Origin of the sequence: Acidovorax sp. NB1 (assembly GCF_005405905.1) — a bacterium.
Lineage (GTDB): Bacteria > Pseudomonadota > Gammaproteobacteria > Burkholderiales > Burkholderiaceae_C > Acidovorax.
The window spans coordinates 40,761-60,362 of sequence record NZ_BJHU01000003.1; the positions used below are offsets into that span (position 1 = coordinate 40,761).

The window sequence follows — 19,602 nt, forward strand, 5'->3', positions numbered from 1 at the left end:
TGGGTGTTGTCTCCGTTGTCATGCGTTTTTGCTTTCGTTCTTGATCGGTGTCTCTGCGGGCAGCAGCAGGCCTGGTATGGCCGTTGCACCCGCCTCGCCCACACGTGGCTTGCGCGGCTGGCCGAGCAGCAGACGGTCGTGCAGCGCATCGGGCAACAGGTTCAGCAGGCGGGCCAACCAACCGATGCGCGCGGGCAGCACGATGTGGGAGCGGCCTTGCGCAACGCCCGCCAGCAATGCCCGGGCGGCGGCTTCGGGCTCCATGAGGCCCGGCATGGCAAACCGGTTGCCCGCCGTGAGTGCGGTGCGCAAATAGCCGGGGCTGACCGTGCTCACCACGATGGAATCGCTGCGCAGCTCGGCACGCAGGCTCTCCAGGTAGCGAATCAACCCCCCCTTGCTCGCGCAATAGGCTCCGTTACCCGGCATGCCGCGCCAGCCCGCAATGCTGGCCACACCCACCAGTGCGCCGCGCCGCTCCTCGCGCATGGCTTTTACAAAGGGCTGGAAGGTGGTGGCTGCGCCAAGCAGGTTGATCTCCAGCATGCGGCGCAGCACAGCCAGGTCGTCGGCTTCGGCAGTGTCAAAACCGCCTGCCACGCCCGCGTTCGCAATCACCAGGTCGGGGGTGCCAGCGCGCGCCATCCAATCGGCCGCCATGGCCTGCATCGCAGCGCTGTCGGCCACATCGGGCGTGTACACCGCACAGCGCTCGGGCGCAAGCGCTGCCAGCGCCTGCAGGCTGGGCCTGTCCAGCCCCACCAGCGCCACAGCGGCGCCATGGCCGATCAGCGCCCGCGCCAGGGCCTGGCCCAGGCCACCACAAGCGCCTGTGAGTACCGCGTTCTGAAAAGTCGCCGCCATGACCACCCCGTGAAATGTTGGTTTGCAGCTTAGCCACAATGCTCAATAATCCCGAAATGTTTTATGAATTCGTCTCGAATTCCGGGATTTATGACCAATCCTTCACCCAGCCTGCGTTTGTTTGAACTGCTGGAAATCATGTGCGCGCACGGTCGGCCGTTCAGCCTGGCGGACGCCATCGATGCATCGGGCTGGCCCAAGCCCAGCGTGCACCGGATGCTGGGCCAGCTTGAAAGCGGCGGCTTGCTGGCCCGCGAGCCCGACGGGCGCCGCTACACCCCCGCCCCCCGGCTGCTGCGCCTGGCCGAGAGCACCCTCAGCGCAGGCACCCAGCATGGCGTGCGGCACGCGGTGCTGCGCCAGTTGGTGGCCGACATCGGCGAGAGCTGCAACCTCACGGCGCTCAGCGGCGCCGAGGTGATTTACCTGGACCGGGTGGAATCGGCCTTTCCGCTGCGCATGGAGCTGCGGCCCGGCACCCGGGTGCCCATCCACTGCTCGGCCAGCGGCAAGCTGTTTCTGGCCCACCTGTCGGCCGCGCGCCGGGCGGCGATTCTGGATGGCCTGCCCCTGACCCGCCACACGGCCACCACCTTGACCGACCGCGCCGCACTGGAGGCCGAACTGGAGCAAATCCTGCGGCAGGGTTATGCCACCGACGCCGAAGAGTTTGTGGATGGCCTGGTCTGTGTGGCCGTGCCGGTGCTGGCTGGCGGGCGGCGCCATGTGCGCAGCGCCGTCGCACTGCAGGCGCCAGCAGCCCGCATGCCCCTGGCCCAGGCGTTGCAACTGGTGCCCCGCCTGGGCGAAGCCGCCCAGGCGCTGGGCCGCACCTGGGCATGACCTTGAATGAAAAACATGAACCTGAACTACCTGGATTTTGACTACAGCGAAGATGCCGAAGGCGTGGGCACCTTTGATGCCATGGCGAGCGTGTCGCCCGCGCAGGTTCCTGCGTTGCACGCCGAGATCAGCGCCGTGCTGGCCTGGGCGCACCAGCATTGGCCCGATGCCTGCGGCCCCTCAGAAGACGGGGGCGAGTGGCAATACGACCTGCAAGGTGTCCAGGAGGTAAGCACACCTCTGGTGCTGGCGTTTGACGGCGCCACCGGGCCACTGCGGGCTGCAGCAGGCAGCCCCGCACCGACTAGGACCACGATCACCCTGACAGTCAGCGGAACCCCGGCCTTTTGCAGTGCACTGCGCGAAGCCTTCGGAATTGAATAGGCCTTCAACAAGGGGTTAACCCCAGTTACTGGCAAAAAGCCCCACGTTGTGCACAGGTTAGTGCAGCGGCGCGTGATCGTCTCTCTGACAACGCTAAAGTTGCGACTCATCAGTTCAACTCAAGACCGGAGAGTTTCATGCTGTCACGCCGTCACTTCCTGGGCGCAAGCCTGGCCACCACCGTTTACGCAGCGGGCTCCTTTGTCCCCGCGTGGGCGCAGAACGCTCCCAATTTCGGTATGCCCACGCTGCCCAGCCCGAGTTTCCGCCGCATGAAGGTGGGCGACGTGGAGGTGATTGCCCTGAACGATGGCATCACGCGCCGCCCGCTGGGAGAAGAGTTTGTGAAGAACGCGCCGCTGGCTGAAGTGCGCGCGCTGCTCGCGTCGCAAAGCCTGCCCACCGACTATATCGACGTGCCTTACACCCCGTTCCTGGTGGTAGCGGGTGCGCGCAAGATCCTGATCGACACGGGCCTGGGGGAGTTTGGCGGCCCCACCACCGGCAAGCTGCTGGAGAGCCTGCGCGCTGCAGGCATGCAGGCCTCTGATATCGACACCGTCCTCATCAGCCACTACCACGGCGACCACATCAACGGCCTGCGCAACAAGGCAGGCGAATGGACCTTCCCCAACGCCAAGGTGATGGTGCCCGCCGCCGAGCACGCCTTCTGGATGGATGATGCCCGCATGGCGGCGGCCCCTGCGGGCATGAAAGGCGCATTCGACAACGCCCGCCGCACCTTTGCCAGCATGCCTGCAGACAAGCTGGTGCGGTTTGAAGCGGGTACCGAGGTTGCGCCGGGCATCCAGTCTGTGGCCGCCTACGGCCACACTCCGGGCCACACACTGTTCGAGCTGAAGTCTGCAGGCCAGAACTTCTTCTATGTGGCCGACCTCACCAACGTGCCTGCACTGTTTGCCCGCAATCCCGACTGGGCCGTGACTTTTGACATGGATGCAGAGGCAGCCCGCAAGGTACGCCGCGATGTGTTCGCGCGCATCACCGCCAGCAACGCCATGCTGGGCGGCTTCCACTTCCCGTTCCCGGCATTCGGCCGGATGGCGGTTTCGGGCAACGGCTATGCCTTCCAGCCAGCCACCTGAGCCCCGTGTTGCCCGCAGGGCGGTGCTGGGCGCAGGGCTGGCCTTCGCCAGCCTGCGCAGTTGGGCGGCACAAGACGCCAATGCCGAAACCTTGTTGCGCAAAGGCGGGGTGGTGGCAGCCTTTCGCCACTCGCTGGCCCCTGGCACGTTTGATCCCCCCGGATTCTGTTTGGGTGATTGCAGCACCCAACGCAATCTGAGCGAAGAAGGCCGGGCACAGGCGCGCAGCGTAGGTGCATGGTTTCAGCAGCGAAATCTTCAACCGAGCAAGGTCTTATCGAGCCCCTGGTGCCGCTGCGTGGACAGCGCCACCCTTGCCTTTGGGCCGCCAGAGGTCTGGGCAGCGCTCGGGTCACCCCGTGGCAGCCCGGGGACCACCAGTGCTGCCCATCTGCATGAGCTACGGGCCGCGCTGGCTGTGGCGTCCTCCCGGCCCAATCGTTTTGAGGTGTGGTTCACCCACATGTTTGTGCTGTCCGACCTGGCAAACGCCAACACCAGCTCTGGCGAAGCGCTGATCCTGCGGGCCAACCCCAGCGGCAAAGCCGAGGTACTGGCACGTCTTGCCATCCCTGCCTGACCAGAGAGCTTGCCGGTGCCCGAGCAGATCCGAAGGGAGCAGGCAAGGGAACGGCCATCCAGGGCATGGGGTGGGCAGCTGTTTTGTGGTGCCAGGGGCACTGCAAAAACACCCACCAAACACCTTTGAAAGTCTGGCAACCCGGCTGTGGCCTAAAATCCATCTCTTTTCCACCAACTTTGAGACCTACCATGGGCAACAAGATCGTCACCGAAGCAGACCGCAAGCGCACCCCCCGCCCTACGCCCGTGCCTGGCTACACCCTGGCTACCCCCGGCCGTGGCCAGCGCGTGAGCCTGGAGCGCGGTGTGGCAACCCGTAGCAAGAAGAACCCTGGCAAGCGCTCCAAGAAGGGCGGCTGATCGCCCGTGTGCCATGGGCCGGCTGCAGCTGGCACCTTGCAGAAAAGCCCTCGCGAGAGGGCTTTTTGCTTTGTGTGCCCACTCCGCCAGCGCGGCGCTAGGAAGGCATGGACGCAATATCCTCGCGCGCCATCTCCAGCAGCCACTGGCGGAAGACCGGCAGACTCGCCGCCATATGGCGGCCGGGCAAGCTGCACAGAAAGTATCCGCGCGGCAAGGTGATCGGCAGATCAAACGGCGCGACGAGACGGCCCGCATCCAGTTCAGCGCGCACTAGGCAGCGCTGCACCAGCGCCACTCCCATATCGGCCATGGCCGCCTGGATCAGGATGGAAACCTGGTCGAACACCGTCGAGAGTTCGGGCACCACCTCACCAGCCCCAGCGGCATGCAGCCAATGCGCCCAGTTGCTGGGAGAAGTGGAGTGGGCAAGCAAGGATTCGGCCATCAGGTCGGCGGGGTGCTGCCAGCGCTGCCTGGCAGCCCGCGCAGGATGGCACACGGGCACCACTTCGCGGCCAATCAGGTAGTCGCACTCCCAGGCAGGCCACTGGGATGGCCCGAGGCCCGTCAGGATGGCGGCATGCGGCGTAGGACCAGAAAAATCCTCGTCCTTGCGATAGGGGACAAAGCGCACACGCACCTGCGGATGCCGCGCCTGAAAATCCGGCAGGCGAGGCACCAGCCACACACTGGCCAGCGTCGGCACCACCGACAGGACCAGCTCGGTGGTCTGCGAGGGGCCAACCCTCAGCGCCTCGCTGGCCGCTTCAATGGCGGCCAAGGGCTCCCGCACAGCCTCCAGCAACTGCGCTCCCGACTGGGTGAGCACCATCTGGTGCGCGCTGCGCCTCAGCAACACCTTGCCGTAGTGGCCCTCCAAGCGCGCCACAGCGCGACTGATGGCGCCCTGGGTCACGCACAGCTCCTCAGCCGCCCGCGAGAAGCTGCCCGTACGCACCACCGTGACAAAAGCATGCAGCTCGGACATGGACGGCGAGTGAAGGCGCATGGTGTGGCGGAATGTGAAAAGACACGGAAAACAGTGGGCGGCCAACTGTTTGTATGACCAATGGTAATGCGAGAGTGCCAGACTGTCGTTTGCCGGTACAGGCCGTTCCCCAGAGACTAGGCGTGTCATCCATCCATCCGACCACCATGGCCACCACCCACACCCCTTTCTCACTTGCCCGGCGCGCTGCGTTGCTGGCACTGGCACTCGCACCATGGAGCGGTGCAGTCCAGGCGCAGGCAGCTTACCCAGACCGCCCCATCAAGCTGATCGTTCCTTTCGCGCCCAGCGGCTCCACAGACCTGGCGGCACGGCTGATTGCCGAGTTTGCAAGCCGCGAACTGGGCCAGCCCATCGTGGTGGAGAACAAGGCGGGCGCCGGCGGGTCACTGGGCATGGAGCAGGTGGCCAAATCACGCGCCGATGGCTACACCCTGGGCATGGCCACCATGAGCACGCATGGCTCCAACGCAGCGGCCTACGGCAGCCGCATGAAATACGACGCTGTGAAGGACTTCGCCCCCATCTCCAATGTGGCCACCGTGCCCAGCGTGTTCGCGGTGCACGCAAACTTCCCCGCCAGGACCATGCAGGAGTTCATCGCGCTGGCCAGGGCCAACCCCGACAAGTACACCTTCGGCTCGCCAGGCACAGGCTCGCTGGGACACGCGAATGTCGAACACTTCTCCAGTCTGGCGCAGATCCGGCTTCTGCATGTCCCCTACAAGGGCGCAGGCATGGCGCTCAACGACGCCGTGGCAGGCCAAGTCGATGGCATCACCGACAACCTGCCTTCGGCCCTGCCCCATATCAAGTCAGGGCGTTTGCGCGCCCTGGCAGTGCTGTCCGAGAGCCGCTCTGCCCTGCTGCCCGACGTGCCGACTTACGGCGAGCTGGGCTTCAAGGAAATGGGCTCGGGGGGCTGGTTCGGCGTGGTAGCTCCGGCTGGTACGCCCGCCCCGGTGGTCAACCGGCTCAACCAGGCGATTCATGCCGCCATGAAACAGCCCGACTTCATCAAGAAGATGAACGAGGCGGGCGCCACGTTGATTCCCGGCACGCCCGCACAGTTTGGTGTGCAGATCCAGCAGGCGCTGGACCGCTATGCACGTGTGGCAAAGGTCGCCAAGCTGGCTGCAGAATGAACATGGAGCACTTGCACGGCGGGTCATCTGCATTCACCCTTCGGACCCCAGTGGCGCCCTCCATCCCACTGGTCTGCGACTCCCCGCACAGCGGCACCACCTACCCGGATGACTTCGGCCACGCGGTCCCGCGCGCGCTGCTGCGCGCTGCCGAGGACACGCATGTGGAGGCCCTCTGGCAGGCCGCACCGGATGTGGGCGCCACCTTGCTGGCGGCGCATTTCCCGCGCAGCTACATCGATGCCAACCGCACACTGGACGACCTGGACCCGGAATTGCTGGACGCGCCCTGGCCCACCCCTCTCGCCCCCAGCGAGAAAACCCGCCTGGGATACGGCCTCATCTGGCGCAATGTGAACGCCACCACCCCCATCTATGCCCGCAAACTCCCGGTGGCCGAGGTGCAGAGGCGCATCACACGCTGCTATCAGCCCTACCACACGGCACTCGCCACCGCCATTGAACAAACCCATGCGCGGTTCGGCGCCGTCTGGCACCTGAACCTGCACTCCATGCCCAACAACGCCTACGAGCGGTTGCAGATCCAGAACACCCACCCACTGGCTGACTTCGTGCTGGGCGACCGCGACGGCACCACCTGCGAACCGGCGTTCGTGGACCTGGTGGAGCGGGAACTCAAGGCCCGGGGGTACACCGTGGCCCGGAACGACCCCTACAAAGGCGTACAGCTCATTGCCCACATCGGCCAGCCCGGGCGCCAGCGGCACAGCATGCAAGTGGAAATCCGGCGACCGATCTACATGGACGAAACCAGCCGGGAGCGCAACGCCCAGTTCGGCACCGTGCAGCGCGATCTCACTGGCGTATTGCAGGCCATTGCCTGCTACCTTCGGGATCACTCTGCCGTACGGCAAGAATGCTGAACAAGAGTCCTGGCAAGCGGCACCGGTTTACCCCTAGTCGGCCCCGGTAGGAGCAACACCGACAGACCATCCGTCTGCAAAAAAGCTTGGAAGTGGGTGCATGGCCACTGATCGACTATTCCAGTCCGAGGGGTGCGGGCATGGTTTCCGCCTGCCCTCGGGCTGGCAGGATGATGTGGAACGCCGCACCACTGGCCGGCACGTTGCGCGCATAAATCTGCCCCCCCATCGCCTCGACGATCTTGCGGCAGATGGCCAGCCCCAGACCGGTGCCCCCCGAGCCATCCTTGGTTTTGCTCGACTGCACAAACGCCTCGAAAATAGTTTCGATTTCGGACTCCGGGATTCCTGGCCCCTCGTCCTGCACCACCACGTGGGCCTGGCCCTGCGGGTCCATGAAGCCCTGCAGCGTGATCGTGCTTCCCGGAGGCGAAAACTTGATGGCGTTGGCGACCACGTTCCGAATCACCTGCTGAAAACGCAGTGGATCGGCCTTAGCCACCAGGGGCGTATCGGACATGTCCATATCCATCATCAAGTGGCTGCGCTCCAAGAGGGGCTCCAGCTCGCGGATGACCGGGCGCACCACGCCACGCAGGTCGATGCGCTCCAGGTGGAAGGTCCCCACCGTGCTCTCCAGCTTCGAAACCTCCAGCAGGTCGTTGACCAGCGTCAGCATGCGCTTGCCCGCAAGATGAATGTCTTCAAACATTCCCGCTAGCTTGGGCTGCGCACGCCCGCGCAACATGCCCAGCTCGGCGAAACCCAGGATGGACTGCAGTGGGGTACGCAGTTCATGGCTCATGTTGGCCACAAACTCCGACTTGGCCCGCGACGCCTCTTCGGCAGCATCACGTGCCTCCTGGGTCGCACGCTCGGCCTCGCGGAACTCACTCACGTCCATCAGGATGCTGAGCACACCCGTCACCCGGCCATGCTCGTCTTCAATCGCCGCCTTGGCGATACGCGTGTCACGCCGCGATCCGTCCCCGTGGCGAACCTTGGTGTCCAACAAGGCCCGCCCACCCCAGCGCAGCAACTGGACGTTGGAGGACTGGTGCACCTTGGCCTCATCAGGTGGAAGGACGGATACGAATTCCCGACCCAGCACGGTTGCGCGCTGCCGCCCTTTGTATTGCTCCCAGGCCTTGTTGACCAATATGAATCGCCCCTGCTCATCGGTGACCGAGATCGGAAGCGGGTTGGTTTCCAGCAACAAGTCCTGAAACGCCAACTGAGCATGCAACTGCTGCTGCGCGACCCAACGTTCAGTCACATCCACTGCGCTGCCTGCAAAGCCGGTTACACGTCCGTCAGAAAGCAACGGGACCACAGCGAGCTGCAGCATCATCTCCTTGCCCTCACCCACATTCAGCACGACCTGGCATGTACGCACCCCGTCGGCGGAAATGGGATTCAGTATCCTGGCAAGGTCGGCGCGGCTCAAGGGGGCCACAACGTCCCGCAAATTCTGCCCCTTGGCACGCGTTGTTGCATCTCCCGTAAAGGCCGTCCAATGGGCATTGACATAGGTAATGACACCATCGGCATCGGTGCGAAAGATCAACTCCTGCACACTGCGCATTAGGACTGAAAGTTCCCGCTCATTGCGGGCTACACGGGCATGCGCCGCATCCAGCGCACGGCGCGCAAACTCGCGGGTTCTCACACTTCGCCACACCACAAAAGTCAAGCCAATTACCAGCAAAACCAGCGCAATGCCAATGCCCAGCAAGGCACGTGCCTCCCGCAACCAGCGCTGCACAGCACTGCGCGAGGATTCTTCAACAATGACCAACAGCGGCTTGGTGCCCGAAACGCGAAAGCCGACGATCTGGTCCTCGCCCAACACACCCGCGCCAAGGTAGGCCGCGTGTTCTTGGCCCGGCAGGTAATGCGTGAACACGGGGACGCGCTGGTTAACCCAGGTCCCGACGTGTCCAGCAGCGGGCCCGGAAGTAGCAAGAACCTGCCCCCCGTAAGAGGTCACCACTGAATCGAAGCTGTCTGTCTCCAGCGTCAGATGCTGAAAATTTGAGAGCGAATCCGGGTTGACCAAAGCGATCAATGTCAACTCGTGCCCGGCTTCGTTCTTGTAGCTGTACAGCATCGGTACGAACGCCACGCCAGCCGGTGCCGGTGCAGCAGCTCCATGAAGACGGATTGCCTGCAGGCTGCGTCCGGGGGTCAATGGTCCCAGAACACTGCGCCCGAGGGTAGCCTTGCCTCCGAGCCGGGACATGTCCACAAACGTTTCCGCATCCCCCTTCTGCGTACTGGCCACTATGCGGCCGCCGGCGTCTACCACCGCCAGGCTGCGCAGAAACGACAAGCCCGTCAACGCCTGGGTCAAAGCTTCTTCCATCCGCCGGGGGTCCGCCGCCACCGACCCCAGCGCAGGTGCAATAGCCAGCGCCTCCAGCGCCAACTCCGCGGTCTCGAAGGTTCGGGTGGCCTGGTCCTCCAGGATGCGGGCCAGCATCGTGGCATGCGACAGGTCATTGGCCCGGGCACTTCGAAAGTCATTCACAGCCAACGCCCCTACGGCAAGAAGACTCGCGAGCGCAGCGAGTGCCCCCACCACCAGGACCATGGTGCTTGCATGCGATATCCACGAAACAGACCTCATGGACAAATGCTCCAGATGGCGCTTGAGGCCCATCAGCGCACCACGATCGATTTGAGGCTATGGTGGCTCGCAGCGCGTAGAAGCCGACCGTCTGCCTTTATGCGAGAGACAAAGGCATCCACAGCTGCGAGCCAAGCGGCATCCCCTTGCTTGACCGCATAAGCGTAAGGGAGCACGGAGAAGGGCTCCGAAGGTTCGATCAGCCGGGCCCAGTCCGCGTTGTCCAGCAAGCGTCTGCTGTAGGGGTAGTCGGTCATGAACACATCCACGCGCCCTGCGACCAGTTCACGCTCCCGGGTTGCGGGGGGGCTGATTTTCACCATGGTTGCACTCCTGAGGCGCTGAGCCATGATGGGCTCCATGAACGTGCCTGCCTGAACGGCCACCATCACGCCAGGCTTGTCGATATCAGCCCATTGTTTGACCACCACGTTGCTTTTGGTGGTGACAGCATAGATGTCGCTTTGCATGTAGGGCTGCGTGAACGCGAGTTTTTCCATGCGCTGGGGCAGCATGCCAACGGCAAACATCGCAACATCGCAGCGGTCTTGACGCAAATCTTCGATCAGCGTTGCGAATGAAGACTCCACGTATTCGACTTTGGCCTTGAGATCGCGCCCCAACTCTGCCGACAGCTCGATGTCGATACCCGCCAGCTCCTGGGTGCGCGGGTGGCGATATGTCACCCCATAGTAGTCTGGCCAGATGCAGACCTTCACCAGGGCCTGGCCCTGCACACGATCCAGCACCGGGCCCGCAGCGGCACTTGGGGCGACCAAGGCCATGCACAGGCCCGCGGCTACGCTCCATCGACTCACACCAGACATCAGCATACGAACTCCTTGAATTTCGGTTGTTTACAGCACATGTTTCGCCCTAGGGCGAGTCAATCAGCGAATCGAAAGAAGGACACTCCTGCGTGATCCGGCAGCGCAGGGCATTGATGTCCTCGGCATGCGCCAGGAAGGCATCCACCACCGCCGGATCGAAGGCACGGCCCCGCTCTGCCTTCAGCATCTCCAGCGCCTCCGCCACACTGAAGGCGGGGCGGTAAACACGGTCCATGGTCAGCGCGTCAAAAAAATCGACCACAGCCGTGATACGACCAGACAGCGGAATGGCATCCGCGGCGAGCCCCGCCGGATACCCTGCGCCGTCAAAACGTTCATGGTGTGTCAACGCCACCTCCGCGGCCATGCGGAACACCGGGATACGAGAACGCCCCAGTATCTGCGCCCCCATGGCGGCATGGCCGTTCATGATCTCTCGCTCCTCAGGGGTCAGCTTGCCGGGTTTCTTGAGCACGCTGTCGGGTGTGCCAATCTTGCCGACATCGTGCATAGGCGCTGCCTTGCGCAGCATGCGGGCAAAACCCACTGTTTGCCCCAGCGCCAAAGCCAGCGCTTCTGCGAGGTAGCCGATGCGCACGATGTGTATGCCCGTGTCATCGTCCTTGAGATCGGCTGCCGCTGACAGGTGCAACAAGGCTTCGTGGTGAGCGCGGGTGACTTCGCGCAGGGCTTCGTTGCGCTCGCGGTACATTCGGCCGAAGTCGTCCACAAAACGCTCCATCTGCGCTGCGGCGGCTTCGTCGAAACAGCGCACCCCTTCTTCTGTCTGGGGCGCAGGGTCAACAAGAGCGGCCAGCATCACAGTGCCGCCTCCATGCGGTAGATCGTCTCCAGGACCTGCAAGGTGCTGAAGGGCTTCATCAGGTAGTCATCCGCACCGGCAACGAAACCTGCGGCCCTGTCTTCGGACTGCACCCGTGCCGTGAGCATGATGACCTTGGTGTGCCGCATCTCAGGATCGGATTTGATGCGACGGCATACATCCAGACCATTCAAGGCGCCCGGCATCATCACATCCAGCAGCACGATGTCGGGCTGCAGTTCGCGGGCCAGTACCCACCCGGCATCGCCGGTGGCAGCTTCATGGATCTCGAAGTCATCAAATTCCAGCGTCATCTTGAGCAGCTTGCGGATATCCATATGGTCTTCAACGATGAGGATCTTCTTCACAGCGGGCCCCTTTCCAGGACATGAATCAATTGGGAGCAAAAAAACGCGACTTCAGGTGATTTTTTGCGATTGATTGAATCATATCAATCATTTTTATCAAATACAAGAGATCTCCAACAGAAAAACCCGTCAAAATGCGGGATCTATGCAATCTGACAAATATCCACCGGAGCGCCAGGTGCCGGATCACTACACCACACTGGAAGTCGCCAAGATCCTGGGTATGGCCGTGCGCTCGGTCCAGCTGATGGTGGACCGCAACGAACTGGAGGCCTGGAAGACCCCCGGCGGACACCGGCGGATATCCCGGGCCTCGGTAGAACGCTGGGCCAGCGCCCACGGCCTAGCCGGAGCTGGCGGCACTCCGCCCTCGCCCTCCCCCGCAGCATCTACAGCTGCCGTTGCCCCCCTCCCGGTGCCCCCCAGGACGGCTGCCGCTCCAGCGCCCGCACACACACCGCAGATCCTGCTGATTGAAGACTCGGTCCATTTCCAGAATCTGCTGGGGCTTATCGTGAAGCAGCACTTTCCGGCAGCGGCGCTGCAAGTGGCCAACGACGGGATCACGGGCCTGGCGCTGTACGGACAGATCCAGCCGGATGTGCTCATTGTTGACATCCTGCTGCCCGGCATCGACGGGGCCACCTTGATCACCACCCTACGTTCTCACCCGCAGTTTGCGCGCAGCCACCTCATCGTTGTCACCTCGCTGGACGAATCGCAGCGCGAGCCCTATGCATTTGCCCTGCAGGGCGTGAAAGTGATCCACAAGCCCCGGCTGGTGGCCGAGTTACCCGCCGCCCTCGCGGCCTGCCTGCCACCGGGCCAGGTGCCTTCATGAATCCGCCCCGGGTCCTGCTGGTCGAAGACGACGCCTCCATTGCACGCTTTGTGCAACTGGCCCTGGAAGAGCTTCCCATCGAGCTGGTCACCTGTACCAATGTGCGCGACGCCATGCAGGCGCTGCAGGCCCACGACACGCGGCTCATCATCACCGACCTCATGCTGCCCGGAGAGTCCGGCATTGACCTGGTGCAACGGCTGCTGCATGAGCCAGTCCCCGGCCACCCCATCCCCGTGGCCGTTTTCAGCGCGGGCCTGACGCCGGATGTGCGCGACCAGCTGAGCGCCATGAAGGTCTGGCGCATGTTGTCCAAACCCACCTCGGTGATGGAGCTGGAAGACTGCGTGCGCGACGCCCTGGCGCTGCCCGCGCCCTCACCAACCAGCCAACCTACCGACGGAACCATCCGCACCTCGGCCCATGCGGAAACCACGGCCCAGGCCGAGGCAGAAGCGATTGCCACCCACTTTGCGGGGGACGAATTCCTGTTCAAGGCCTACCGCGCCAGTTGCTTGCAGCAGTTCCCCAACGATGTGCGGCAAGGTGATGCGGCCTGCGCCGCACAGGACTGGCCCGCCCTGCGCCGTCTGGCGCATAGCCTGGCCACGGTGTTGCTGACCCTGGGGCACCCCACACAGAGCGTGCGGGCACGCCAGCTGGAGAACGCCGCCGCCCAGCCCGATCCCCTCCATTGCCTGGACCATTGGGGCAAGCTGCGCGCATTCCTCACCCAGCTCCAATAACCCGCACAGGATCACACCATGATCACCCTCCACCACCTCGAAACCTCGCGATCGCAGCGCATTCTCTGGCTCCTGGAAGAACTGGGGGTGCCGTATGAACTCAAGATCTACCAACGCGACAAGGCCACCAAGCTGGCACCGCCAGCGCTGAAGAAGATCCACCCGCTGGGCAAATCGCCAGTGATCACCGACGGTGGCGAAGTGATTGCCGAGTCGGGCACGATCATCGAATACCTGGTGGAGACCTACGGTGCCCAAGCCAGCGGTGACCTGGCCCACTTGCAGCCTGCACTGCGCACGCCCGAACACCGCCAGTGCCGCTTCTGGATGCACTATGCCGAGGGCTCGCTCATGAACTGGCTGGTGATGAAGCTGGTGTTCATGACCATCCCCACCCAGCCCATGCCTTTCTTCGTGAAACCCATTGCGCGCCAGTTGTGCGGCACGGTACAGAAGAAGCTCATCGACCCCAACGTGGACGGTGCACTGGCTTTCATCGAGGCGCACCTGGCCACCCACCGCTGGTTTGCGGGCGAACACCTCACCATGGCCGACTTCCAGATGAGCTTTGCCGTGGAGGCCCTGCTGTCCCGCGCCAACGACACCAGCGCCAGCCCCCACTTGCTGGCCTTCAAGCAGCGCATGGAAGCCCGCCCCGCCTACCAGCGCGGCATCGCCAAAGGTGGCCCGGTGGTCATATCTGCTTGAACACTGCCGGGGCCAAAGACATGCAGGATCGCATCGCCACCTATTCGGTGCTTTTTGTGTGCATGGGCAACATCTGCCGCAGCCCCACGGCCCACGGCGTGTTCCGGCACAAGATGATTCACAGTGGCTTGGCAAACCAGGTGCAGGTGGACTCGGCGGGTACCCACAACTACCACCCGGGCGAAGCGCCAGATCACCGCACCCGGCGCCACGCGGTACAGCGCGGCTATGACCTGTCGGACCTGCGAGCACGCCAGATCACAGATGCCGACTTCGCCCGCCACGACCTGATCCTGGCGATGGACTGGGACAACCTGGCCTTGGCCCAAGACCAGTGCCCGCCAGAGCATGCCCACAAGCTGCGGCGCCTGACCGAGTTTTGCCTGCGCTTCGACAGCCCGGTAGTGCCCGACCCGTACTACGGCGGCAGCCAGGGCTTTGAGGAGGTGCTGGACCTGGTGGAAGACGCCTGCGAAGGGTTACTCAGGCATGTGCGGCGGCAGCTGCAGGCGCAGGCGCAGATGCCACCAGTGCAGCACTGACACTGAAGCCCGGAGCTACCGCACCCCGCACACCAGCGCGCCGGGGTCGTTGTGCGCTTGCTCCCGCTCGTTCTTGGCCCGGGCCACTTCCACATCGCGCGGCAGGGCCACACCGTTCTTCACGGCCAGGATCTCGGCCATCACGCTCACCGCGATCTCGGGCGGCGTCTTGCTGCCGATGTAGATGCCAATCGGCCCGCGCAGGCGTGCCAGGCTGGCCTCGGTCTGCTCGAAGTGCTCGATCATGCGCGCGCGGCGCGCCTCGTTGTTGCGGCGCGAGCCGATGCCGCCCACGTAGAACGCCTCGGTGTTCAGCGCCTCCAGCAGCGCTAGGTCGTCGAGCTTGGGGTCGTGCGTGAGCGCCACCACGCAGCTGCGGCGGTCGGGCTTGAAGGCCTGCACCACGTCGTCGGGCATGTCGCTCACCACTCTGGCGCCAGGCACGCTCCAGCTGCCCCGGTATTCCTCGCGCGGGTCACACACCGTCACAGCAAAACCGTTGAACAAGGCCATGGTGGCCAGGTACTCGGTGAGCTGCCCGGCGCCGATGAGCAGCATGCGGTACTCGGGCCCGAAGGTATTGGTGAGCTGCGCCGCATCCACCGCCAGTTCTTCCGGCGCCTGGGTGGGGGCCAGGGTCACGGCACCATCGGACAGGCGCACCGTGCGCCGCATCAGGCGCCCGACCTCCAGCGCGGCAATCAGCGCTGCCAGGCTGTCGGGGTCCGGGTCGTATTCCAGCAGCAGCTCCAGCGTGCCGCCACAGGGCAGGCCAAAGCGGTGGGCCTCATCGGCGCTGATGCCGTACTTGACGAAAGACGGCGGTCCGCTGGGGATGCTGTGGGCACCGCCAGCCGTTGACGCAGCCGCCTGCGCATAGGCGCGGGTGTGGCGGTCGATCAGGTCGTCCTCGATGCACCCGCCAGACACCGAACCCACCACTGCGCCATCCTCACACAGCGCCATGATGGAGCCCACGGGCCGGGGCGACGAGCCCCAGGTGCGCACCACCGTCGCCAGCAGCGCGCGGCGCCCGGCGGCACGCCAGCCCTGCAAGGTGCGCAGCACCACAACGTCCAAATTTTCCATGACTCGCTTCCTCTGGCTACCCGGATCACTCAGCCGCGATTGAACCACCAAGCCAGCAACACCAGGGCCCCCGCGCCAACACCCCACGCCCATGCAGGGATACCCCCGCCCTGGATGGCATCGCCTCCCGCACCCGGTGGATTGACAGCTTCGGCCTGCGCGGCATCCGACGCACCAGCTTGCGGAACCTCGGCACGCGGATAGCGGCGCTGCATCTCGTCGTCGAAGCGCTTGAAGAAGTCTTCCGCCATGGTCTTGGCGGCGCCGTCGATCAGCCGCTGGCCCAGCTGGGCGATCTTGCCGCCCACGGTGGCATGCACCGTGTAATGCAGCTCGCAGCCGGTCTGCCCCACCCCGTCCACAGCCAAGGGCACCAGCTTGACCTGTGCATTGCCCTTGCCGAAGCCCGCCACACCGCCCGAGCCATCAAAGGCGATGTGGTAGCTCTCGGGCGGCACGATGTCCGACAGCGTGATCTTGCCCGCGAACTTGGCCGACACGGGCCCGATCTTGAGCGCCATGGCCACGGCGTACTGGTTGTCACCCGTGGGCTCGATCTTGTCGCAGCCAGGGATGCACAGCTTGAGGACCTCGGGGTCGTTGAGCGCCTCCCAGGCCTGTTGCTGGCTCACGGCAAGGGTACGGCTGGCTTGCATTTCCATGGTGGGTTCCTCCTGGTGTCTTATGTCTGAAATCGGTCATTGCCGCAGCACGCTGGCCAGGCTGGCCGCCAGGTCCTGCAGGCGGCTGAGGTTGTGCACAGCGAGCATGCCGTGGGCCTGGCGGTGCAGCTCGGCCGCCCCCCGTGCCGTGGGCGCATAGCCTTCAAAGCGCAGCAAGGGGTTGAGCCACAGCAGGCGGCCACAGTGGCGACGCAGCCAAGCCAGCTCCTGCGACAGCACCTCGGGCGTGCCGGTGTCCAGCCCGTCGCTGATCAGCAGCACCAGCGTGCGCCGCCCCACCAGGCGCCGCGCATGCTGCTGCCGCAGCTGGGCCAGGCTGTCCCCCATGCGTGTGCCGCCAGCAAAGTCGTTGATGGCGTGGCTGGCCACCTGCAGCATGGCATCGGTGTCGGCCAGGCGGAAGGCGGGGGTGAGGTCGGTCAGCCCCATGCCAAACGCAAACACGTCACGGCGCACGGCGGCGCCCACATGGCGCGGCGCCGTGGCGGCGTGCAAAAAGGCCAGCAGCAGGCGCGCGTAGCGCTCCATGGAGCCCGAGACATCCACCAGCACCAAGAGCGGCAGGGGTTGCTGGCGCCGCTGCAGCAGGGGCACGCGCAGCACCTCGCCACCGCTGCGTGCGGCCAGGTGCATGGCACCCGGCCAGTGCGGGCGGCTGCCCCGCGCGCCGGGGCGCGTGCGGCGGGCCGCGTAGTGCGGCAGGGGCAAGGGAATCTCGCGTGCCAGGCGTTCCACCAGGATGTATTCGCTGGCCGAGAGCTGGTTGAAATCGGCCTGCCGCAGGCGCTGCAGGTCGCTGGCCGTCATCGCGGCATCGAAGTCCACCTTGTCTTCCTCACGCGGCGGCGGCGCGTTGCGCGCTGCGCGCACCGGGGCCAGCGCCTCGCTCACGCGCGGGCGGCGCTTGGCGGGCTCTGCCTTGGACTCGGCGCTGGGCAGCATCTGCGCGAGCAGCTTCTGGGCCACGTTGGGGTTCTTGAAGTAGGCGTCGAACAGCTCGCGAAAAACCAGCCGGTCTTGCTCGCGGCTGACCAGCACAGCCTCTAGCGCCGCGCAAAAATCCTCGCGCTGTAGGCCCACCAACATCACCGCCTGCTGGGCCAGCGCCATGCGGGCGGCGTCCACGCGCACCCCGGCGCGGCGCAGGGTGCGGCCAAAGCCGCTCAGGTTGTCGGCCAGCTTGCCAGTGCGGGCATCGCCGAGCTGGGAGATGGTTGCACCCTGAGCCATGGCAACGCCTTCTGACGGGTTCACGCGGTCTCAGGCATCGGCGGGCTGCAGCAGCTGCACCGCCATGTCGCGCGTGAGCGCCGCCACATCCTCGCGCTGCTTGAACAAGATGCCGGCCGTGTCGGATACTACCTCGGGGTCCACCACGATGGTGTCGAGCGCGACCAGCGCCTTGGCCCATTCCACGCTCTCGGCAATGCCCGGCGCGCGCTGGAAGGCGTTGGCAAACGGCTGGCTGCGCAGGCGGCCCACAAACTCGGCCACCTGCTGCGCCAGCGCGGCGCTGGCGCCGGGCACCTGGGCGCGCACGATGGCCAGCTCGCGCTCGCGCTCCGGGTAGTCCAGCCAGTGGTAAAGGCAGCGGCGCTTGACGGCGTCATGCAGGTCGCGCGTGCGGTTGCTGGTGAGGATGGTGACCGGCGTGGCCGTGGCACGCACGGTGCCAATCTCGGGGATGCTGACCTGGTACTCGCCCAGGTATTCGAGCAAGAAAGCCTCGAAGGGCTCGTCGGCGCGGTCCACCTCGTCGATGAGCAGCACCGCGCCGGGCGCGGGGGCCTGCAGGGCCTGCAGCAGGGGGCGGCGGATGAGGTAGCGGTCCTGATACACCTCGCGCTCCACCTGTGCCATGTCGGCACTGCCTTGGCCCTCCGCAGCGCGCATGTGCAGCAGCTGGGCGGCGTAGTTCCATTCGTACAGCGCCTCGCGCTGCTCCAGGCCGTCGTAGCACTGCAGGCGGATCAGGCTGCGCGCCAATACTTCCGACAGCGCCTTGGCCAGCGCCGTCTTGCCCACGCCGGGCTCGCCCTCCAGCAGCAGCGGGCGCTGCAGCTTGAGCGCCAAAAACACCGCCGTGGCCAGGCGCCGGTCGGCGAAGTAACCCACGCTTTGCAGCGCTTGCACCAGGGCATCGACGGTGGTTGGCAAACTCATTGCTACTCTTCATATAGCTACCAGCGCTTGATGGACGCGCGCAGGAGGCCTGTTTGGCTATCAATTGATCTTGTCGGCAATGCGCCCGGGCTCTGGCAGGTGCTGTCCGGACGGTTGTCACGACCCGCGCCACACGCCATAGGTCGGGGGACGCCCTGACGGGCCCACCCGACCTGCTGCGGTGCCGCGCGCCCTGCTCAACCAAGCATCTTCTGCACGGCCCTCTGCGTCTGCACGCTGATGAGGTTGGCGCGGTAGGCGGCACTCGCGTGGATGTCGCTGTTCAGGTCGCTCGCGTCGATCTTCACCGCTGCTGCCGCTGCAGGCGTGAAGCTCTGGCCCAGCGCCGCCTCCAGCCCTGCATGGCGGAACACGCTGGTCGCCGCGCCGGTGATGGCCACGCGCGCGCCGCTGTCGGTCTGCGCCACAAACACCCCCACCAGCGAGAAGCGCGACGCAGGCTGCTTGAACTTCATGTAGGCCGCGCGCTTCGGTATGGGGAAGCGGATGGCGGTGATGATCTCGCCCTCATCCAGCGCCGTGGTGTACATGCCCACGAAGAAGTCGTCGGCCTTGATCTCGCGGCGGTTGGTGATGACCGTAGCGCCCAGGCCCAGCACCGCGCTGGGGTAGCAGGCGGCAGGGTCGTTGTTGGCCACCGAGCCGCCCAGCGTGCCGCGTGCGCGCACCTGCCGGTCGCCAATGTGCGCAGCCAGGTCGGCCAGCGCGGGGATGGCGGCCTTCACATCGGCGCTGTTCGCCACGTCCATGTGGCGCGTCATGGCGCCGATGACGAGGGCGTTGCCGTCGCGGCGTATGCCCGCCAGCTCGGCCACGCCGTTCAGGTCCACGATCTTCTCGGGGTTGGCCAGGCGCAGGCGCATGGAGGGCAGCAGGCTCTGCCCGCCCGCCAGCAGCTTGCCGCGCTGGGCGATGAGCTGCGCGGCAGCGGCGGTGGAGGTGGGCGCTTCAAAGGTGAATGCGTACATGGTCGATCTCC

22 protein-coding genes are annotated in these 19,602 nt (G+C 65.1%); 11 read left to right on the forward strand and 11 right to left on the reverse strand.

The features are described from left to right. Nucleotides 1–18: 18 nt before the first annotated feature. Complete coding sequence (locus AvAM_RS00325) at nucleotides 19–864, reverse strand: SDR family oxidoreductase (protein ID WP_137745229.1); 846 nt, start codon at nucleotides 862–864, stop codon at nucleotides 19–21. A gap of 90 nt (nucleotides 865–954) precedes the next feature. Between AvAM_RS00325 and AvAM_RS00330 the strand changes: the two genes are divergently transcribed. The 5 genes from AvAM_RS00330 to AvAM_RS25565 all read left to right on the forward strand — a co-directional run bounded on the left by AvAM_RS00330 (nucleotide 955) and on the right by AvAM_RS25565 (nucleotide 4,139). Then, nucleotides 955–1,707 (forward strand): IclR family transcriptional regulator, encoded by a 753-nt coding sequence (locus AvAM_RS00330; RefSeq protein WP_137745230.1) that lies wholly within the window; start codon nucleotides 955–957, stop codon nucleotides 1,705–1,707. Between the two features lie 15 nt (nucleotides 1,708–1,722). Then, on the forward strand, nucleotides 1,723–2,091 hold the full coding sequence (locus AvAM_RS00335) for a hypothetical protein (RefSeq protein WP_137745231.1): 369 nt from the start codon (nucleotides 1,723–1,725) through the stop codon (nucleotides 2,089–2,091). A gap of 137 nt (nucleotides 2,092–2,228) precedes the next feature. Further along, a complete protein-coding gene (locus AvAM_RS00340; RefSeq protein ID WP_137745232.1) occupies nucleotides 2,229–3,197 on the forward strand; it encodes an MBL fold metallo-hydrolase in 969 nt (322 codons plus the stop codon). Between the two features lie 298 nt (nucleotides 3,198–3,495). Continuing rightward, on the forward strand, nucleotides 3,496–3,777 hold the full coding sequence (locus AvAM_RS26085) for a hypothetical protein (RefSeq protein ID WP_307722873.1): 282 nt from the start codon (nucleotides 3,496–3,498) through the stop codon (nucleotides 3,775–3,777). A gap of 191 nt (nucleotides 3,778–3,968) precedes the next feature. After that, complete coding sequence (locus AvAM_RS25565; RefSeq protein ID WP_162995995.1) at nucleotides 3,969–4,139, forward strand: hypothetical protein; 171 nt, start codon at nucleotides 3,969–3,971, stop codon at nucleotides 4,137–4,139. A gap of 97 nt (nucleotides 4,140–4,236) precedes the next feature. Here AvAM_RS25565 and AvAM_RS00350 read toward each other — a convergent pair whose 3' ends face one another. Further along, the gene (locus AvAM_RS00350; RefSeq protein WP_137745234.1) at nucleotides 4,237–5,151 is read right to left on the reverse strand and encodes a LysR substrate-binding domain-containing protein; all 915 of its coding nucleotides are present in this window, start codon (nucleotides 5,149–5,151) and stop codon (nucleotides 4,237–4,239) included. A gap of 146 nt (nucleotides 5,152–5,297) precedes the next feature. On the opposite strand from AvAM_RS00350, the gene AvAM_RS00355 reads away from it, so the two are divergent. Together AvAM_RS00355 and AvAM_RS00360 are read left to right on the forward strand one after the other, a co-directional pair. After that, the gene (locus tag AvAM_RS00355) at nucleotides 5,298–6,296 is read left to right on the forward strand and encodes a tripartite tricarboxylate transporter substrate binding protein BugE (protein WP_137745235.1); all 999 of its coding nucleotides are present in this window, start codon (nucleotides 5,298–5,300) and stop codon (nucleotides 6,294–6,296) included. A gap of 2 nt (nucleotides 6,297–6,298) precedes the next feature. Next, a complete protein-coding gene (locus AvAM_RS00360) occupies nucleotides 6,299–7,180 on the forward strand; it encodes an N-formylglutamate amidohydrolase (protein ID WP_137745236.1) in 882 nt (293 codons plus the stop codon). Between the two features lie 115 nt (nucleotides 7,181–7,295). Here the strand turns inward: AvAM_RS00360 and AvAM_RS00365 are convergent, their stop codons facing one another. From AvAM_RS00365 to AvAM_RS00380, 4 genes are all read right to left on the reverse strand, one after another. Further along, entirely contained in the window at nucleotides 7,296–9,773 is a 2,478-nt protein-coding gene (locus tag AvAM_RS00365; RefSeq protein WP_249367845.1) for a PAS domain S-box protein, read from the reverse strand. Nucleotides 9,774–9,841: 68 nt separating this feature from the next. Beyond that, nucleotides 9,842–10,642: an ABC transporter substrate-binding protein gene (locus tag AvAM_RS00370; RefSeq protein WP_137745238.1), complete on the reverse strand. Its 801-nt coding sequence runs from the start codon at nucleotides 10,640–10,642 to the stop codon at nucleotides 9,842–9,844. A 43-nt stretch (nucleotides 10,643–10,685) separates the two neighbouring features. Then, entirely contained in the window at nucleotides 10,686–11,459 is a 774-nt protein-coding gene (locus AvAM_RS00375; protein ID WP_137745239.1) for an HD-GYP domain-containing protein, read from the reverse strand. Beyond that, on the reverse strand, nucleotides 11,459–11,830 hold the full coding sequence (locus AvAM_RS00380; protein WP_137745240.1) for a response regulator transcription factor: 372 nt from the start codon (nucleotides 11,828–11,830) through the stop codon (nucleotides 11,459–11,461). Before AvAM_RS00380 ends, AvAM_RS00375 begins: the two co-directional genes overlap by 1 nt. A gap of 145 nt (nucleotides 11,831–11,975) precedes the next feature. Between AvAM_RS00380 and AvAM_RS00385 the strand changes: the two genes are divergently transcribed. The 4 genes from AvAM_RS00385 to AvAM_RS00400 are packed head-to-tail and all read left to right on the forward strand — an operon-like array spanning nucleotide 11,976 to nucleotide 14,667. Continuing rightward, nucleotides 11,976–12,671 (forward strand): response regulator, encoded by a 696-nt coding sequence (locus AvAM_RS00385; RefSeq protein ID WP_137745241.1) that lies wholly within the window; start codon nucleotides 11,976–11,978, stop codon nucleotides 12,669–12,671. Further along, a complete protein-coding gene (locus AvAM_RS00390; protein WP_137745242.1) occupies nucleotides 12,668–13,417 on the forward strand; it encodes a response regulator in 750 nt (249 codons plus the stop codon). The genes AvAM_RS00385 and AvAM_RS00390 overlap by 4 nt, the downstream gene beginning before the upstream one ends. Before the next feature lie 18 nt (nucleotides 13,418–13,435). Further along, nucleotides 13,436–14,125: a glutathione S-transferase family protein gene (locus tag AvAM_RS00395; RefSeq protein WP_137745243.1), complete on the forward strand. Its 690-nt coding sequence runs from the start codon at nucleotides 13,436–13,438 to the stop codon at nucleotides 14,123–14,125. 20 nt (nucleotides 14,126–14,145) lie between these two features. Then, a complete protein-coding gene (locus tag AvAM_RS00400) occupies nucleotides 14,146–14,667 on the forward strand; it encodes a low molecular weight protein-tyrosine-phosphatase (RefSeq protein ID WP_171012095.1) in 522 nt (173 codons plus the stop codon). A gap of 15 nt (nucleotides 14,668–14,682) precedes the next feature. Here AvAM_RS00400 and AvAM_RS00405 read toward each other — a convergent pair whose 3' ends face one another. The 5 genes from AvAM_RS00405 to AvAM_RS00425 all read right to left on the reverse strand — a co-directional run bounded on the left by AvAM_RS00405 (nucleotide 14,683) and on the right by AvAM_RS00425 (nucleotide 19,591). Further along, a complete protein-coding gene (locus AvAM_RS00405) occupies nucleotides 14,683–15,756 on the reverse strand; it encodes an XdhC family protein (protein ID WP_137745244.1) in 1,074 nt (357 codons plus the stop codon). A gap of 29 nt (nucleotides 15,757–15,785) precedes the next feature. After that, nucleotides 15,786–16,418, reverse strand: a complete 633-nt coding sequence (locus AvAM_RS00410) for a CoxG family protein (protein WP_137745245.1) — start codon at nucleotides 16,416–16,418, stop codon at nucleotides 15,786–15,788. A 36-nt stretch (nucleotides 16,419–16,454) separates the two neighbouring features. Next, nucleotides 16,455–17,669, reverse strand: coding sequence for a VWA domain-containing protein (locus tag AvAM_RS00415; RefSeq protein ID WP_137745246.1), 1,215 nt, complete (start codon nucleotides 17,667–17,669; stop codon nucleotides 16,455–16,457). A gap of 30 nt (nucleotides 17,670–17,699) precedes the next feature. Then, complete coding sequence (locus AvAM_RS00420; RefSeq protein ID WP_137745247.1) at nucleotides 17,700–18,602, reverse strand: MoxR family ATPase; 903 nt, start codon at nucleotides 18,600–18,602, stop codon at nucleotides 17,700–17,702. Between the two features lie 197 nt (nucleotides 18,603–18,799). After that, nucleotides 18,800–19,591 carry a xanthine dehydrogenase family protein subunit M gene (locus AvAM_RS00425; RefSeq protein ID WP_137745248.1) on the reverse strand — a complete coding sequence of 264 codons (792 nt, stop codon included), beginning with the start codon at nucleotides 19,589–19,591 and terminating at the stop codon, nucleotides 18,800–18,802. Nucleotides 19,592–19,602: the final 11 nt, after the last annotated feature.